This window comes from Delftia deserti (assembly GCF_042653485.1).
GTDB classification, from domain to species: Bacteria; Pseudomonadota; Gammaproteobacteria; order Burkholderiales; family Burkholderiaceae_C; genus Comamonas; species Comamonas acidovorans.
Genome location: NZ_JBHSIH010000001.1, coordinates 1,199,614 through 1,213,862, shown reverse-complemented (window position 1 = coordinate 1,213,862; position 14,249 = coordinate 1,199,614). Strand labels below are relative to the sequence as shown.

Genomic DNA, 14,249 nt, shown 5'->3' with positions numbered 1-14,249 from the left:
TCAGGCGGTGGCGATCAGGAACGGCGCGCGGTCCTTGCCATTGATCCAGTTCGGAGGCTTGCCCCGGCCGGTCCAGGTGGCGCCGGTGGCGGGGTCGCGGTACTTCGGGGCGCCCACGCTGCCCTTGGCCTTCGCGGCGGGGAAGACATCGGCAGCGGTCAGGCCGTGCTCTGCGATCAGCGCGCGGGCCTGGGCGACGGCTTGTGCCTTGGCTTCGGCCTGGGCCTGGGCGATCTGGGCGTCGAGGGTGGCCTTCTGGGCCAGCAGGGTCTGCATTTCGGTCATAGATGGTGCTTTCAGGCGCCGCGCGGGCGCCGTGGGTGGTTCAGTGGATGGTTCAGGCTGGTTCGCCGGTCACGGCCGCCGCGAAGGCGTCTTCGGGCGTCTGGTTCACAGGGTGGTTCGGGTCGGTCGGCGGCTCGTCCTCGCCATCCACCTGCAGCTCCTGCTGGTCCTCGTTGTCCGGCTGGCTGGCGGGCGTGTCTGGCCTGCCGGCGCGGTAGCCCTTCTTGGCCTGCAACAGTTCGGCCGGGGCCAGCAGCTTGATGTAGATCTCGCCCTCGGCTGCCAGGCCGGACAGCTCGCCGAAGAGGTCGTTATCCAGCAACTCGTCGCCGTTGTACTGGACCTTGCCCTTGATGGTGACGCTGCCACCCTCGAACAGGTCGTAGTGCAGGCCGGTCAGCACTGCGTCCGAGAAGTCCACGCGCGCGCCTTCAATGCCCCAGTCCCAGATGAAGCGGTAGCCGCGCCACCGCTGCTTGCGCGCGTATTCGAAGCTGGTGGGCAGCAGGGGGTGGCGCAGGTTCGGCAACGGGATAAGCACGCCCGGTAGTGCGACCTGACCGTCCTTCACCGCCTTGTTGAAGTAGTGGTGCTCGCGCAGGCCGGGCTCCAGCAGGTCCAGAAGAATGTTCTCCCCGGTCAGCTGGAACGAGATATCGATTGCGCGCACCTTCTCATCGCCGTGCAGCTCTCGGCGCGGGTTGGCGTTTGTGACGGTGACGGCCGTGGATTCAGCCAATTCGAAGGCCATGGTTTTCCTTTGTGGTGGTGGTGGAAACAGGGTTCAGGCTGCCTTGGCCGTCTTCAGGTCCTGGACAGCGAAATAGACAGCGATGCAGGCGGCGACGTCAGCACCAGCGGTGTGTGCGCCCTCGAAGTTGTGGCCGAAGAAGTGGTGGTAGGCCTCGGCCAGCTTCGGCGTCTTGAACTTGCCTATGCCGGCGGCGCGCATCTTTTCGGTGGGCGGCAGCTTGCAGAGCGGCGTGGTCAGCAGCGCCGTGCATGCGCTGGGGCCGGCCTTCCAGATGTCGGATTGGGGCAGGGCAGCAGCCGGCTCGCGCGCATCGATGTGACGCTTGATGGCGATGCGCAGGATGCGGGCATCGAAGCTCTCGTTGTGCCCCACGCGCATGCGACCACCCCACATCGACAGCAGCATGCTCACGGCCACATCCTCGGGCACGCCCAGGTCCAGCGCCTTCTCGGTGGTGATGCCGTGGATCTTGGCCACGTCGTCGGGGATGGTCCAGCCGTCCGGCTTGACGATGACATCGATGCTGGAAAGCACCGTGCGGGTGTCGAGGTCCACCAGGCTGGCGGCCAGCTGCACCAGGTGGGGCTGGTCGGGGTGTTCGCTGGGCTCCTTGAAGAGCGGCAGGCCAGTGGTTTCCGTGTCGAAGAAGAGGGCGGGGTTCATGAGCGGGCTTTCATGGCCGGGCGGCCGTTGAGAAAAAAAGCAATGCCCGCACGAAGGCGGGCATCAGGGCGGCGGGCAGAGCCCGGGATCAGGCTGGCGCGGTGAGCGTGCCGATTTCAAAGGCCATGGTGTTCCTTGAGGGTGGCGATGGAAACAGGAGTGGGTTGGCCCAGGGCCAGGGCGGCGTACTCGCGCGCCAGCTTCTCGGCACCCAGGGAGACCCGGTAGAAAGCGCTGGCGGCCTGCTCATGCGTCAGCACATCGGTGCCGATGGGCAGGCCCGTGATGAGGCCAGCCAGCCGAGCGGCGAACTCGGAGGACGTCACGGTGCCGACGGTCACATCGCCAGCCACAGCCCCAGGCTGCGGCGCATGGGGTCGATGTAGGGGATGTCGTCGTCCATGTCGTCGAAGCCGGACGAGGCGCGCGGCGCGGGCGCCGGGGCGGCGCGCGGGGCAGGCGCTGCAGCTTCGCGTGGCGCCTGTGCCGGGGCGGCTGCTTGGCCCTCCGGCCGGCTGCCCAGCTCAACATCCAGCACGCGCGCCACGAGCTTGTGGCCCTGCGTCCCGTCCTGGCGGCTGAACATCTGGATATGCATCTCGTCCAGCGTGAAGCAGTGCAAGGAGCCTTTGAGCAGGAAGGGTGCCAGCTTCTCGGCGCGCTGGCCCCACATGGTGGCGTCGATCCACTGAGTGGGGCGCTTGCCGTCCTGGCCGGCCTTGCCGTAGTTGTAGGCCAGCGAGATGTTGGCGACAGGCGTACCGTCTTGAAGAGTGCGCAGCTCTGCGTCGCGGCCGACGCGATAGTTTCCGATTTGCTTGGGCATGTGGTTCCTTATGCGGCCAGAGCGGCGCGCAGAGTCTTTTCGTAGTTCTGGACGAGACGAGCGAAAGCCATCAGGTCGGTCTCCAGTTTCTCTATCGCGTCCTCGTCACGCGTGATGCGCTTGATGGTCATGTGGCCGAGGTCGGGAGCCCAGAGCACGAGATCCACCCACTGGCGGCCCAGCAGCCAGAGATAGCCAAGGCACTGGTCCATGTAGGCGGAAACATCGCCATCAGCGACGGCCGAAAAGAGGGTGTCGCTGCTGACCATGGTCTTGATCTCCAGCACGCCGTCGTCATCGATCAGGCCGTCAGGGCTGAGCCCATAGAGGCCGTCTTCCGTGGTGAAGAACCCCACTTCCTCCACCAGATTGCCGGTGCGGCGCTCATATGCTTGGCGCGCCAGCGGTTCCTGCTCAGTGCCGGTGCGCATCGCGGCGTTCTGGAACTTCGCTGGGGCGCGGCCGCCGACCCGCTCGCGTGCGGTGTCCATCGCATAAGCCACGCAGGCCTTGGAGGGCTGGCCTCCTTTCAGCTTGTCCCGGCAGTCCTTGAAGCGTGAGCCGGTGATGCAGCCCTTGCGAGCCGCCAACCAAGCCTCGCTGCCTTGTTCATGGTCGTGATGGATCATGCTGTCCTTCCTTTCGCGTCAGCGTCCTTGGCTGCCTTCTTCAGGGCGTAGCTCTCCGGCTCCAGTGCGGCGCGCGCTTCCGGCGAGAGAGACTTGATGTGCGCGCTCAGTGCTGCCCAGCCGTTCATTGCGGCCTCGCGCGCTGGCGCCAGGATTTCGAGTGGCACAGCGGCCGGCTTCTCGTTGCCGTCCGTGTCGTCGCCACCCTCGGCCACGCCGCATATGGCCTTGAGCGTGTAGCGCTCCAGATAGGACTTCGTGCTGGCCCTGGCCTGGAGCTGGTTCTTTGCGCCGCCAGCGTCCGGCGGGCCGCCCATGCTGACCGTCTCGCTGTGGCCGCCCACGTGCTTCAGGGTGCAAGTGACCTCCAGCCAGTCCTTCTCGTCGCGCGTCAGCTTCCATGAGGTGCTGAGCCCGTGCTTGGACAGGGCCGGCGTGACCGCATCCACAACGTCGTGCAGCTCGGCGTACTCCTTGCCACGCAGCGGGCCATCGGTGACCTTGCGGCCCTTCACGATGCGAACGGCCTCTGCCTTGAACGCGGCGAACGCCACGTTGTAGGCCTTCTCAGCCTCGCGCTGCTCCCAGCGGTCATGCAGGTCCATCATCTTGCCGATCTCGTCGGTGCTGATGCCCTGAGCGCGAGCGGCCAGCCACACGCCGGCGGGCGAGTTGGCGGCCAGCATTCCGCCCTGCTGGACCGCCGGCAATGCCTGCTGCTGCACCGGCACATCGACGAGCGTCATTTCTTCAGTTGCTGTTTGCATATCGATTTCTCAGTAGGTGATGGAGACGGCCGGGATGGCCTTCTTTGCGATCAGCGTGATGGCCTGTTTCGCGCATTCCTCGGTCATGCCGCCGGCAACGAAAGCGGCCAGCGCGGCGCGGTTGACGGCAGTCTTGTGGGCCTTGTCGGCTTCGCGGCGCTTTGCCTCGGCGGCTTCTGCGGCCTGCTGCTGGGCGACGCGTCGCTGCTCAGCTGCTACGGCCTCGGCAGCGCGGCGCTCGGCGTCCGCCTTGGCCTGCTGCTCGCGTTGCACGGCTTCTGCCTTTTCGCGCTCGGCACGCTCTGCCGACAGCTTCAGCTCCAGTTCGCGCTTGTCGGCTGCGGCCTTTGCTTCAGCCTCGCGCCGGATCACCGCTTCGCGCTCTGCCTGGGCGCGGGACTCGGCCTCACGCTGGGCGCGCTCTGCGGCCTCGCGGGCGATGCGTTCTTCGCGCTCCTTCTGCTCGCGGGCGGCAGCCTCGGCGCGCAGTCGGGCCAGTTCAGCCTGCTCCGCCTCATACTTCTCGCGCGTCTCCAGCGCAGCAGACAGGCTCTCCAGCGCCTTGGCCTTCGCGCGATGTGCCTCTGCCTCGTATTCCTCGAAGGCCGCATCAATTACCTTGACATTCAAGGCCGCGATTTGCTCCCGCAGAGTCCCGGAGGTCAGGTTCTCGGCGCCCTGGACCACCTGCTGCATAAGCTCAATCGCTAGACGGTGCTTTTGCTGCCGAGCCTCTTCCGCTTCTTCCCACTCGGTCAGCGGCCGGCGAACCTCATCCGCCAAGCTGTCCAGCGCGTCCCGCATACGTTTGCGCTCGGCGTCGATCTTCTTGGGGACTTCCTTCATGTCATCGACCAGCTGTTTGCCCAGGCCGTCCAGCGCCGTTTTGGACTTGCGCACCTTGAATGCAATGCTTGCGATGTGATCGCGGCCTTTCTTCGTTGACGTGTCAGGAGCGTGGCTCAAAGCCTCCTTGCGGATCAGCTCAATGTACGGATCAAGCCCTGACGGGGCGCTGTAGACCTGCAGGGCGGTTTCTTTGGGCGGCAGCAGTGCCAAGTCTGTATTTGTGCTCATATTGATCTCGGTTGCGCTCAGAAGGCGCCTGAAGTGAGGGCGGCCAGGCCAGCGCACGTGGCGCTCAGGCCGAGCCAGAGGAAGAGGTGGAGTAGGGCGTTCATTCGGGGTCCAGAGGTTCGCCGCGCATTTCCCTGACGAATTTCAGGTAGCGGTTGCCGCCGGCGGGCCAGGCCCTGTCCAGCTTCTGTGCGGCTTCTTCAAGCCATTCGAGAAGGAGCGGGACTTTCTCTGTGTCGGTGAGTTCGGCCAGATTGATCACGGGCGCTCCTTGAGGCAGGTGTGTGAGCCGTTGTCTTGCCAGACGGGGGTGAGGCCCTCGCATGCCCGGGCCGCGCCGCGCGCAATGCGCTGCTCCTGCGCCGTGGGCTGGGGCTCCTGGGCTTCGGCCTGGCTGCAGCCGACTGTGGCCAGCGCAACGAGCACAACCAGCACAGCGAGCAGCCAGCCGCCGGGCACGCCATCGGCGTCTGGCTCATGCACCGGGCCGGGCCGCGAGCACTCGCGCAGGTAGCGGGCGTCGGGATCGGGGTTGAAGGGCTCGGAAGGGGTCACTCGTTGCATTGCGGTGGCTCCTGAAAAGCGAAACCCGCCGGGAGGTGCGGGTTCTGGGGGAGTTGGATGGGCGGGGTCATGGGGACTCCTCGGGTTGCAGCAGACCGTGCTCAACGATGCGTAGCGCGCCGATGGCGGCCGCGAGCGGGATCTGGCCCACGTATTCGTTGATGCAGTTGTTGAGGTCTTGCACCAGCTCGCCAATTTCTGGGTATGGCCTGCCACCAAAATTCGGTCTGGCTACCTTCGCTTCGGCGTTTTCTGCGGCCAAAGATCGGCGCGCCAGGAGCCATACGCACTGCACGTCACTCAGGCCAGCGTTCGATGGGTGGGGGTCATGCACCAGGCGCCCGTCATTCATCACGACCATGTGTGGCGTACCGCGCGGGGAAGTGCCGGACACAAGGTAGTCGGCCTCAAATGAGCGGTTGCCTGGGATCATCACTGCGCTGTAGCCCTGAGACGCGGCGAACGACTCGAACAGCTCCCAGCACTGCTGTGGGCTGCCGCTGGCCGCGAAATCCGGCACCTGGTCGATGCGCAGGCCCAGCATGAAAGCCATAGAACACTGCATGCAGTTGCCAGACCCCGCCACCTGCTTATATCGAATGTTTTCAGGAATATCGGAGCTACGGAATGGGATTCCAGCGTGGTGCAGGCCATCTCTTGCATGGACAGGAGCGGAGCAGCGACGACAGTTGTACGGGTCGGTGCAGCCGTCCAAAGAAGCTGTTCTAGATTCCATCGTCATCTCCTCAGATTGCATCGGCGCAGTGCTGGAGCGCCTGGAGTCCATTGCCAAGATGGCCGCCTGCAATTCCTCCCAGGGCTCCATAAGGTCAGAACAGCGCTCAAGATGTCCTTTGTCCTCGCAGCGCCCCAGCCAAAATGCCATTGCGTTCCACTCTTTTGCCGGGAGTGAAACTGTTTCTACGTCCCCCTCCGATATTGCCGATGCCTCGGGATACTTTTCGAGAGCCGCCCTTGCTGCATCCACGCGAGGCTGTATTGCTTCTGCACAGCCCTCCCATGCCGGATCGCGCTTCGCAGCATCGCGCATATTTCCTTGGGCTATGAACATGTCCGTGAGCAACTGCCTCAAGGCCTCGCGCAGTTCTGCAACTTCAGGGTTCTTCATGGGTATCTCCAAAATCAGATAGCGTCAGCGCTGAACTCCAGCGCCTGGGGTTGTTGGGCGAGCGCGGCGCGCAGGGCATCGGGTGCCAGCGGCTCGGCGGGTGTGAGGCTGGCCACCAAGGCGAGCAGCCGGGCGATCTCGGCCTGCTGCTCGCCGATCAGGTACTCGGCAATGGCCGGGTTCGCCGCAGCGCGGGCGGGGTCAACCTGCATTGCGGGCCTCCTGCTGGGCCTGGCGCTCCAGCGCGGCCGCGATGGCCTCGCCGCGCGACTCCAGCCAGAAGTCGATCAGCACGCGCAGCAGCGGGTACGCGGCCGGGCTGGCCATCAGCTCCGAGAACGCGGTGCGCACCGGGGTGTGATCGCTGTCCAGCGCCGTGGCCAGGATCTCGTCTGCCGACCAGCGGTATTCCGGGCCGGGAACGTTGCAGGCGAACCAGTCGTCGGCACGGGCCGGCACCAGGGTGTCGCGGATCTGGCGCGCTGCCTGGGCCGACCAGAAGTCACTGGCGGACTCGTCGTCGCCCAGGCGCTTGGCGTGGGCTGCCTCGGCGATGGAGGCAAGGCATTGGGGGCGGGCGTTCATTGCGTGCTCCCGGTGGCCTTGGCGATGGCGGCGCGGGCTGCCGTCAGCTCAGGGCGAATCACCACCAGGCCAGCGAGGTCGCGTTCCATAACAGCCACGACATCGCGCAGGGCGGCGAGCATGTCCGGCGCGGCGGCGATCAGGCGGGCGTTGGCCTTTGCTTCTTCCGTGTGCGGCAGAAAATAGCCATCCCGACACTCGACAATTTGCACGCCACGCGGCAAACCTTCTGGCTGATGCATGGGGGAACGAACAAAGTTTCCAGTCGCCTCCCATGGCCCCGGGGTGTGCTTGTCTTGCATGAAGCCTCCTTGCGGCCCGCAGGCCAATGAAAAAGGCCCGGAGCGGTGAAGCTGCGGGCCAATGAAAAAAGCCGGCGCCCGGATGGGCACGCCTGGGGAGTCGGAAGGGGAGGGAGGAGATAGTCCCCCAGGACCCGGCTGGAAAAAGGAGCCGCGTATTGCGCGCAAATCGCTTGCATCCATCTCCGGTGCGCGCGCGGCTGAAAACTGGTGCCCGTGGCGGGTATCGATCCGAGCCCCCGTCGGGGCCGCGCATCCGGCTTAAGAAGCCGGTGCACTCCTTGTGCTACACGGGTGAAGGTCGATGGAGCCGGGTCAGAACCCACTCCTAGGTTGATTTGCCAAATGGCTCCAGCTCCATCGCGGCGGCGTCCTGGGGGAAGGGCGCCTGCGTGATGGCCCTCGGCGCGAAGCCGAGGGGTGTATCAATCGAGCGCTGTCAATGCGCTCTGTCGGGATTGCTCGGCCTGCGCCCGCGCCATGTCGCGCAGCTCTCGCAGGTAGCCAGTCTGCTCGCGCATCAGGGCCAGCGCCGGCTGCTCTGCGGCGAAGTCCTCGCCCAGGGTCTGTGCCAGGCGGTGGACTATCTCGGCGTTGAGGCTGCGGCCGCTTTCCCGCGCCGCCTGTTCAATTCGCTCCCGCATCTGCGGCAGCATGCGCAGGCCGAGCGGGGCAATCTGCCCGGTGGGCGCGGTGGTTGTCCTGGCCATCCCCATCACAGCGCGAGGCGCCGCTCCAGGTCCTGGAGGTTCGCGCAGTGCAGGCGCAGCAGGTCGGCCTGTTCCTCGATGAGGTTGACCAGTGGCGCCGGTGCGGCTGGCACAGGCGCTGTGCCCGCACCTTCCGCCCTGTCGCAGGCCGGAGCAAGCACGGGGCCGAGGCGCTGGGTCAGGCGCTGGATGACGGCAGCGAGTTCGCGCATACCGCCGTCGATGTGGCCCACGGCCATTTCGACCGGGCTGATGGGCTGAGCCTGGGCGGCGCCGTATTGCGCCTGTGCGCTGTCCGAGGCCTGGGCTGCTTGGCCGTGGCGAATGCCGCTGTAGAAATGGTCACGTTGGTTCACGGTGGTCTCTCCTGTGGTGGTGGCGGAAACAGAAAAGGCCTCCCGCATCGAGAAGCCTCTTTTGTTTGCCCCGATGACGCTCGGGGCGGGCGGTGATGCTCAGGCGGGGAAAAAGACGTGGCAGTAAGGGCCATCGTCGCCATCGGTCACGACAGGCTCATTCGAGTTGCCGTAGCTGTCGGGCACGCCGGCCTCATATGCCCAGCCCAACAGGTTTCCGAATCGTGTGTGCAGCAGAACTTGCATGTGCTTCTCCTTGTGATCAAACCTCAGCACCCTCTCGGAAGACGCTGAGGTTTGGACCCTGTTGACGTACAGGGTGGACGTTGATCTGGGCTTTTCTTTTCTTGGCATCCCAGTCCATGCCTCACCCCCGTTTTCTTGACCCAGGGGCTGGTTCGCAGTGCAGTGGTAGCTCGCCTGCTGCCGGCTCAAGTCCGGCATACATGCGGCGCCATATCTCGTTCGCGTTGCCTGATCCCATCCAGGGGCAGAGCGCTACTAGCCTTCGCACCGGCAGGTTTTGAATCCGCGCCTACCCGCGGAGGGGCTGGTCCGATCACCGTTCCCCAGAACTGCCCTGGCGCTGATGCGCTGTGTGGGCTGTTGGGATGAATTAAAGCATGCTTTCGAATCTAGATGCAAGCATTCTTTCATCTCGGGTGAAAAAAGACGAGAATCCACAGCAGAGACCGGGCGTAGGCACGCCGGCAGCAGGCGCCTGGCAGGTGGACGCAAAAAAGCCCGCTCAGGGCGGGCTCAGGAGGATGTATGGAAGATCAGAAGGAAGTCGCAGCGAGCGAGAGTTCGGCTCGTCTCAGTCCGGTATTTCTGGCCAAGATGAAGGGGCAACTCCAGGGCGCTCTAGGAGACCAGGAGCGATGCCTGCAAGATTTGCTGCTTGCGAATGTGCTGCCTCCAGAGGCCCTGGAGTCCATGCGGCTCTGCAATGTGCAGCTGGAGTCACTGATTGGCACCGTCGATCAGATGCAATGCGATGTGCGTCGTGAAATAGACGCAGAGGCCGAAAATCTGCCCGCCTGGCTGATTGAGGCAATCGATGAGGTAGTGTGCGAGATGATGCCGCCGGATGCAGTTCTTTTTGAGCTGATTGGTCCAGGTGGACGCATAACGCTACGGCGCAATGGAATTCATTCGGGAATTCCGAAAGGACTCTCTCCAGTCAATTTTGCTGCAGCCTATCTTCCAGTCTTAATTTTAAAAGTGGCTGCCGCCGCCCTTGTCATGACCCGCGATGCGACTAAGGCGAGATGATGCCTGCGGCTTCTCGCATGGAGTTGCTTCAAAAGCGTTCGCCAACTGACTAGCCTCCGGAGAGAAGTAGATGGTTACGGAATTAGAAGCAAGGTCTGAATATGAATATATTGCAGCGCCGGTCTGATCGCCATGAACAACTGCATAGTTCATAAATGCTTTCAGAATCTCCATGGATTGAGGCAGGGAGTTGGCAGTCTTGCCAATGTTCTTCTGATACCAAATTTGGCTTTCCATATTAACCCCTTCGGACTTGAATAATGCTAGATAATATTCTTGATAAACTGGATCAACTGTGGTGCAGGGTAAGGTATGCAGAGTGTTGGAAATATTTCGACCCTTGGTGGTTTGGTTGGTTTCTGTTTGTGCTTCTTATTTCCTTCGCAATGGGAAAAATTCAGAAACAGGTTACCTCCCAAAAAATCCAAGAGCCCAGCCAACAACAACAGAAGCAAGAGTGCTCGCCGCCGTCACCCACATTGCCTTCCTCGTCGCGCGAATAGATTTATCCGCCAGGCGGCGCTCCCATTCCTTTTCGGCAAGGATGTGCGCCCCTGACCCTATATCTCTAAGGCTCTGCCAGTGTGCTAGTTCCTCGTCAGACATTAAGGCCAACTCGCGCATGTTGGTGTCAATGCTTGTTTCGGCAAAACCCTGGCGGAAATTCTTTTCTTCTATTGCGCGTGCTTGGGCTTGTTTCCTTGCGCGTGAACGAAAGACGCGCGGCTTTGTTGTGGCTCTATTGGGTTTTGCATCCATAGCTGGCTTAGAGAGTCGCTGATTCGAATTGCTTTGGATCTAATGCCGCACCGTCCGCCACGCCATGAATTTGCCGGTGGAGTTGCCGTGGCTATTGCGCATCTCTTGGCCGAGGCGTGAATTGATAAATCTTCGCAGAAAGCCTAGGCTTGCTTTGAGTGCTGAATTGGAATTGCTAGGGGTTGCATTCCAAGGAATCCCCTCACACTATTTTCAACTCTTATTATTTCTGTCTGATCCAGATTTGAAAGCTCTTTTAGCAAATCGTCGGATAGAGGAAATTTTGATTTAGGGCGTGGCTCACCCTCTCCAGTTGCAAGCCAGAAGTGATCGACGCGCAGTGCCTCGGCTGCCCTCGCACTGTTTTCCGCAGTGAGCGCAACCGTGTCGCCACGGATCACCTGTCCTATGGCCTGGACCGATGCGCCAACAGCTTCTGCAACTGCTGCGCGGGATGAGCCCGCAAGTTGGATGGCTTGGTTGAGTCGTTCGCCGTATGTCACAAAAGTCAGCTTACATGGCGGTTGCCCATGGGTGAGAAAGCATGCTTGCTTGTTGCTTTGAAAGCATGCTTTAATCTCGGCTATGAACTCTGAACAGATCATCGCCGCCTTGGGCGGCACATCCGAAGTGGCAAAGCTCTGCGAGTGCTCCCCGCAGGCTGTGTCCCAGTGGTTTGGCGTCGATCCAGCAACTGGCGCGCCACGGACCATCCCCAAGCCCCGGTTGCTTTTTCTCAAGGCGGTGCGTCCAGAGATCTTTGCCGCGCCGACCCCCGCCCAGGAGCCCGGCCATGCGTAGCCGCACCGCCAAGAGGCCGGGCCCGCTGCTGCACCAGCAGCGCCTGCACAGCGCACGTCTCCACCGCAGTGAGCTGGCCCAGAAAAAGGCCAGCCAGGACTTCTACGCTGCCATGCAGACGCTGACGGCGCACCAGGCCGCAATCAAGGGGTTGAGCCATGCATAGCCGCACGATCACCCTGCGCCCTGGCGAGTCCTTCGTCACGGCCGACGGCGTCACGGTCGAGGCGCGCACCGAAGAGCAGGAGTGCCGCGAGCAGGCCTCGCTGGGCGCGATCGAGAAGGCCCGCGCCGACACGGCGGCCGAGCTGGTTCGCAGCGCTGGCCTTACGCGCCTCTCGCGTGCCGTCTCCATAACCGACCTTGACGACCGTCTCGTAATCGAGGTGGGCGCGGCCGAGCTGCGCCTGACCAAGGAGGAGGCGGCCTGCCTGTTCTCCCTCGGATCGGTCTATGCCCGCAAGCCGCAGGCGTAGGGGACAGCTGTGCCATCCCGCTACGCCCGCCGCCGCGCCAGCCCATACAGCAACGCATCCAGCTCCCTGCGGCTGACGTCCCATTCGTCCGCTTCGCAGTCCTCCACCACCACAGCCAGGACCGAGAAATGAACCAACAGCAGCCTGCCTTCGCGCGCAGTCGCAACCCTGAACTGGACCGCACGGACCTGCGCGCCACGGTCCGCAAATTCACGATGGACGTCATTGACGCCGAGGTGAACCACCGCATCCGCCACACCGACGCGAGCGCGAGCCGGAACATGGTCATCAACGAGATCCTGGAGGCGTGGGCTTCTGAGCAATGGCATAGGGCAACTATGACCGTAGCCCTGGCGCCTATCAATCCGTTGCTGCAGGAATCGGAGCAGGGCGGGGAGGGCGGCAATGTCTGAAGTCGTCAGCCTCGACCGCATCAAGGCCCTGGCGGCTGCCGCGCGCGCCGCTGGCCAGCCCATTGAACAGGCATGCCCTTGGCCCGTGGAATCGCCCGCTGGCCAGGTCTTCGCTGCCGCCTATGAAGGGCGTTCGCAGTGACTGAAGCCACCGAGAAAACCAAGCGTCCGGCGTTCCAGTTCTACCCGGCGGACTGGCGCAAGGATGTCGAGCTGCAGTCGTGCTCCATGGCCGCCCAGGGCCTGTGGATCAACGCCATGTGCATCGCACACGAATGCGAGCCATACGGCCACCTGATGGTCAACGGCCGCCCCATGAACACCGCGCAGCTGGGACGCCAGGTTGGCCTTTCCGTGAAGGAATGCGAGGGCCTGGTCTCCGAACTGCTGGACGCTGGAGTGGCCCGCCGGACTGAGGAAGGGGCGTTGTTCTCCAAGCGCATGGTGCAGGACGAGGTCACCCGAAACGCCCGTGCTGGCGGCGGGAAGAGTGGCGCTGAGCACGGCGCGAAGGGGGCTTCCCATGGGAAGAAGGGGGGGCGTCCTGCTAAACCGAAGGGGGGTTCTGAAACCCCCCTTACTGGAAACGGAAATACCCCCCTTCCAGGCTTCGAAGAACCCCCCCCTTCTTCTTCATCTTCTTCTTCAACTTCTCTTAATTCCGTTCCTGACGGAACGGGCGGACAAGCCGCCACCTCGCCAGGCGACATGGCCCGGGATGAGCTGTGGAAGGCCGGCAAGTCGCTGCTGGCACAGGCCGGAATGCCTGCTGCGCAGTGCGGCTCCTTCGTCGGAAAGCTGGTCAAGGACTACGGCGACGCCGTGGTGGTGGAGGCCGTCCGCGCCGCCGTGGTGACTCGCCCAGCCGACCCCGTTTCGTACCTCAAAGCCGCGTGCCAGGGCACTGCCGGCGAACGCCGCCAGCCCAACCGCCAGGAGGCGCTGGAGACCCGCAACCGCAACGTGGCCGACGCCTGGGCGGCCGGAGGAGATGACCATGCAGGAGCCTGATCGCCCGGCCTTCGGGAAACTCGTCACCGACGTGCTGGCGTACTACCGCCAGGACGCCAGCCGCTTCGTGCTGGACCTGTGGTGGAACGCTTGCCAGGGCTTCGACCTGGAGCAGATCCGCACTGCCATGCAGCGGCACTGCACCGACCCGGAACGCGGCCAATTCGCCCCGAAGGTGGCCGACCTGGCGCGCATCCTGCAGGGCACTGCGACCGACCGTGCCGCGTTGGCGTGGGGCAAGGTGCACGAGGCCATGAGCTCCGTCGGCGCGTACACCGACGTCGTGTTCGATGACCCGGCAATCCATGCCGTGATCGAGGACCTGGGCGGCTGGCCCAAGGTCTGCCGGATGGACCTCAAGGAGCTGTCCTACCTGCAGCACCGCTTCACCGAGTCGCACCGGGCCTACACCGGCCGTGGCCAGTTCGAGTTCCCGCGCCGGCTCATGGGCGACCGCAGCCCCGACAGCGAGTACGAGAAGCACGGCCTGCGCCTGCCGGCGCCTGCGCTGGTGGGCGATGCCGCCCGCGCCAAGCGCGTGTACCTGCAGGGCAACGCGGCAGGCAAGACGGCGATCAGCTACCAGCCGCTGGAGGCCATCGAGGCCGCTCCCGCCGGCCTGCTGCCCGCAGGAAGGCCACAGGCAGTGGCATGAGCAACACCCCGAACCCCAGCGGCCGCCACGTCGCCATGTTGCAGAACCTGCGCGAAGCGCTGTCCGCCAGCGCGGCGCGCGACCCGAAGCAGTGGGCGCGCGACATCTTGGCCGAAGCACAGCGCGGCCGGAAGGTCTCCGCGATCCGCCTGCGCTTCGCCCGCGAGGCGCTGGGTCGGGACGCAAACGAGCAATTTTGAGAGGACCCACCG

The 14,249-nt window shown here is 63.8% G+C and carries 27 protein-coding genes; 8 read left to right on the top strand and 19 right to left on the bottom strand.

Annotated elements, in window-relative coordinates; all coding sequences use genetic code 11:
* The 17 genes from ACFPFG_RS05830 to ACFPFG_RS05750 form a co-directional block, all read right to left on the bottom strand.
* Nucleotides 1–285, bottom strand: a complete 285-nt coding sequence (locus ACFPFG_RS05830) for an H-NS histone family protein (RefSeq protein WP_312374878.1) — start codon at nt 283–285, stop codon at nt 1–3.
* Between the two features lie 52 nt (nt 286–337).
* Nucleotides 338–1,036: a hypothetical protein gene (locus ACFPFG_RS05825; RefSeq protein WP_312374880.1), complete on the bottom strand. Its 699-nt coding sequence runs from the start codon at nt 1,034–1,036 to the stop codon at nt 338–340.
* A 33-nt stretch (nt 1,037–1,069) separates the two neighbouring features.
* Nucleotides 1,070–1,702 (bottom strand): 3'-5' exonuclease, encoded by a 633-nt coding sequence (locus tag ACFPFG_RS05820; protein WP_380105551.1) that lies wholly within the window; start codon nt 1,700–1,702, stop codon nt 1,070–1,072.
* 116 nt (nt 1,703–1,818) lie between these two features.
* A complete protein-coding gene (locus ACFPFG_RS05815) occupies nt 1,819–2,043 on the bottom strand; it encodes a hypothetical protein (protein ID WP_380105550.1) in 225 nt (74 codons plus the stop codon).
* On the bottom strand, nt 2,040–2,528 hold the full coding sequence (locus ACFPFG_RS05810; RefSeq protein ID WP_380105548.1) for a single-stranded DNA-binding protein: 489 nt from the start codon (nt 2,526–2,528) through the stop codon (nt 2,040–2,042). The genes ACFPFG_RS05815 and ACFPFG_RS05810 overlap by 4 nt, the downstream gene beginning before the upstream one ends.
* Nucleotides 2,529–2,536: 8 nt before the next feature.
* Nucleotides 2,537–3,157: a lambda exonuclease family protein gene (locus tag ACFPFG_RS05805; RefSeq protein WP_380105546.1), complete on the bottom strand. Its 621-nt coding sequence runs from the start codon at nt 3,155–3,157 to the stop codon at nt 2,537–2,539.
* Nucleotides 3,154–3,903: an ERF family protein gene (locus ACFPFG_RS05800; RefSeq protein ID WP_380105544.1), complete on the bottom strand. Its 750-nt coding sequence runs from the start codon at nt 3,901–3,903 to the stop codon at nt 3,154–3,156. The genes ACFPFG_RS05805 and ACFPFG_RS05800 overlap by 4 nt, the downstream gene beginning before the upstream one ends.
* A gap of 30 nt (nt 3,904–3,933) precedes the next feature.
* The gene (locus ACFPFG_RS05795) at nt 3,934–5,001 is read right to left on the bottom strand and encodes a coiled-coil domain-containing protein (RefSeq protein ID WP_380105542.1); all 1,068 of its coding nucleotides are present in this window, start codon (nt 4,999–5,001) and stop codon (nt 3,934–3,936) included.
* Nucleotides 5,002–5,101: 100 nt separating this feature from the next.
* Nucleotides 5,102–5,263 carry a hypothetical protein gene (locus tag ACFPFG_RS05790; RefSeq protein WP_380105540.1) on the bottom strand — a complete coding sequence of 54 codons (162 nt, stop codon included), beginning with the start codon at nt 5,261–5,263 and terminating at the stop codon, nt 5,102–5,104.
* Nucleotides 5,260–5,565, bottom strand: a complete 306-nt coding sequence (locus ACFPFG_RS05785; RefSeq protein WP_380105538.1) for a hypothetical protein — start codon at nt 5,563–5,565, stop codon at nt 5,260–5,262. The genes ACFPFG_RS05790 and ACFPFG_RS05785 overlap by 4 nt, the downstream gene beginning before the upstream one ends.
* A 67-nt stretch (nt 5,566–5,632) precedes the next feature.
* Nucleotides 5,633–6,694, bottom strand: a complete 1,062-nt coding sequence (locus ACFPFG_RS05780) for a hypothetical protein (protein ID WP_380105536.1) — start codon at nt 6,692–6,694, stop codon at nt 5,633–5,635.
* A 14-nt stretch (nt 6,695–6,708) separates the two neighbouring features.
* Entirely contained in the window at nt 6,709–6,906 is a 198-nt protein-coding gene (locus ACFPFG_RS05775; RefSeq protein WP_380105534.1) for a hypothetical protein, read from the bottom strand.
* The gene (locus ACFPFG_RS05770; protein WP_380105532.1) at nt 6,896–7,279 is read right to left on the bottom strand and encodes a hypothetical protein; all 384 of its coding nucleotides are present in this window, start codon (nt 7,277–7,279) and stop codon (nt 6,896–6,898) included. The genes ACFPFG_RS05775 and ACFPFG_RS05770 overlap by 11 nt, the downstream gene beginning before the upstream one ends.
* Nucleotides 7,276–7,581: a hypothetical protein gene (locus tag ACFPFG_RS05765; protein WP_380105530.1), complete on the bottom strand. Its 306-nt coding sequence runs from the start codon at nt 7,579–7,581 to the stop codon at nt 7,276–7,278. Before ACFPFG_RS05765 ends, ACFPFG_RS05770 begins: the two co-directional genes overlap by 4 nt.
* A gap of 425 nt (nt 7,582–8,006) precedes the next feature.
* Nucleotides 8,007–8,291, bottom strand: coding sequence for an Arc family DNA-binding protein (locus ACFPFG_RS05760; RefSeq protein WP_380105529.1), 285 nt, complete (start codon nt 8,289–8,291; stop codon nt 8,007–8,009).
* A gap of 5 nt (nt 8,292–8,296) precedes the next feature.
* Complete coding sequence (locus ACFPFG_RS05755) at nt 8,297–8,647, bottom strand: hypothetical protein (protein WP_312374915.1); 351 nt, start codon at nt 8,645–8,647, stop codon at nt 8,297–8,299.
* A 99-nt stretch (nt 8,648–8,746) separates the two neighbouring features.
* Entirely contained in the window at nt 8,747–8,893 is a 147-nt protein-coding gene (locus tag ACFPFG_RS05750; RefSeq protein ID WP_170962013.1) for a hypothetical protein, read from the bottom strand.
* A 525-nt stretch (nt 8,894–9,418) separates the two neighbouring features.
* On the opposite strand from ACFPFG_RS05750, the gene ACFPFG_RS05745 reads away from it, so the two are divergent.
* Nucleotides 9,419–9,922, top strand: coding sequence for a hypothetical protein (locus ACFPFG_RS05745; RefSeq protein ID WP_380105526.1), 504 nt, complete (start codon nt 9,419–9,421; stop codon nt 9,920–9,922).
* 408 nt (nt 9,923–10,330) lie between these two features.
* Here the strand turns inward: ACFPFG_RS05745 and ACFPFG_RS05740 are convergent, their stop codons facing one another.
* The gene (locus tag ACFPFG_RS05740) at nt 10,331–10,681 is read right to left on the bottom strand and encodes a hypothetical protein (protein WP_374623839.1); all 351 of its coding nucleotides are present in this window, start codon (nt 10,679–10,681) and stop codon (nt 10,331–10,333) included.
* 143 nt (nt 10,682–10,824) lie between these two features.
* On the bottom strand, nt 10,825–11,421 hold the full coding sequence (locus ACFPFG_RS05735; RefSeq protein ID WP_380105524.1) for a helix-turn-helix domain-containing protein: 597 nt from the start codon (nt 11,419–11,421) through the stop codon (nt 10,825–10,827).
* A gap of 53 nt (nt 11,422–11,474) precedes the next feature.
* Between ACFPFG_RS05735 and ACFPFG_RS05730 the strand changes: the two genes are divergently transcribed.
* From ACFPFG_RS05730 to ACFPFG_RS05700, 7 genes are all read left to right on the top strand, one after another.
* Nucleotides 11,475–11,648 carry a hypothetical protein gene (locus ACFPFG_RS05730; protein WP_380104904.1) on the top strand — a complete coding sequence of 58 codons (174 nt, stop codon included), beginning with the start codon at nt 11,475–11,477 and terminating at the stop codon, nt 11,646–11,648.
* Complete coding sequence (locus ACFPFG_RS05725) at nt 11,641–11,958, top strand: hypothetical protein (RefSeq protein WP_380104902.1); 318 nt, start codon at nt 11,641–11,643, stop codon at nt 11,956–11,958. Before ACFPFG_RS05730 ends, ACFPFG_RS05725 begins: the two co-directional genes overlap by 8 nt.
* Nucleotides 11,959–12,086: 128 nt before the next feature.
* The gene (locus ACFPFG_RS05720) at nt 12,087–12,371 is read left to right on the top strand and encodes a hypothetical protein (protein ID WP_380105522.1); all 285 of its coding nucleotides are present in this window, start codon (nt 12,087–12,089) and stop codon (nt 12,369–12,371) included.
* Nucleotides 12,364–12,513, top strand: a complete 150-nt coding sequence (locus ACFPFG_RS05715; protein ID WP_380105521.1) for a hypothetical protein — start codon at nt 12,364–12,366, stop codon at nt 12,511–12,513. Before ACFPFG_RS05720 ends, ACFPFG_RS05715 begins: the two co-directional genes overlap by 8 nt.
* Nucleotides 12,510–13,382, top strand: a complete 873-nt coding sequence (locus tag ACFPFG_RS05710) for a hypothetical protein (protein WP_312374952.1) — start codon at nt 12,510–12,512, stop codon at nt 13,380–13,382. The genes ACFPFG_RS05715 and ACFPFG_RS05710 overlap by 4 nt, the downstream gene beginning before the upstream one ends.
* Nucleotides 13,369–14,037, top strand: a complete 669-nt coding sequence (locus ACFPFG_RS05705; protein ID WP_312374955.1) for a DUF6475 domain-containing protein — start codon at nt 13,369–13,371, stop codon at nt 14,035–14,037. Before ACFPFG_RS05710 ends, ACFPFG_RS05705 begins: the two co-directional genes overlap by 14 nt.
* On the top strand, nt 14,034–14,237 hold the full coding sequence (locus tag ACFPFG_RS05700; RefSeq protein WP_380105518.1) for a hypothetical protein: 204 nt from the start codon (nt 14,034–14,036) through the stop codon (nt 14,235–14,237). Before ACFPFG_RS05705 ends, ACFPFG_RS05700 begins: the two co-directional genes overlap by 4 nt.
* Nucleotides 14,238–14,249: the final 12 nt, after the last annotated feature.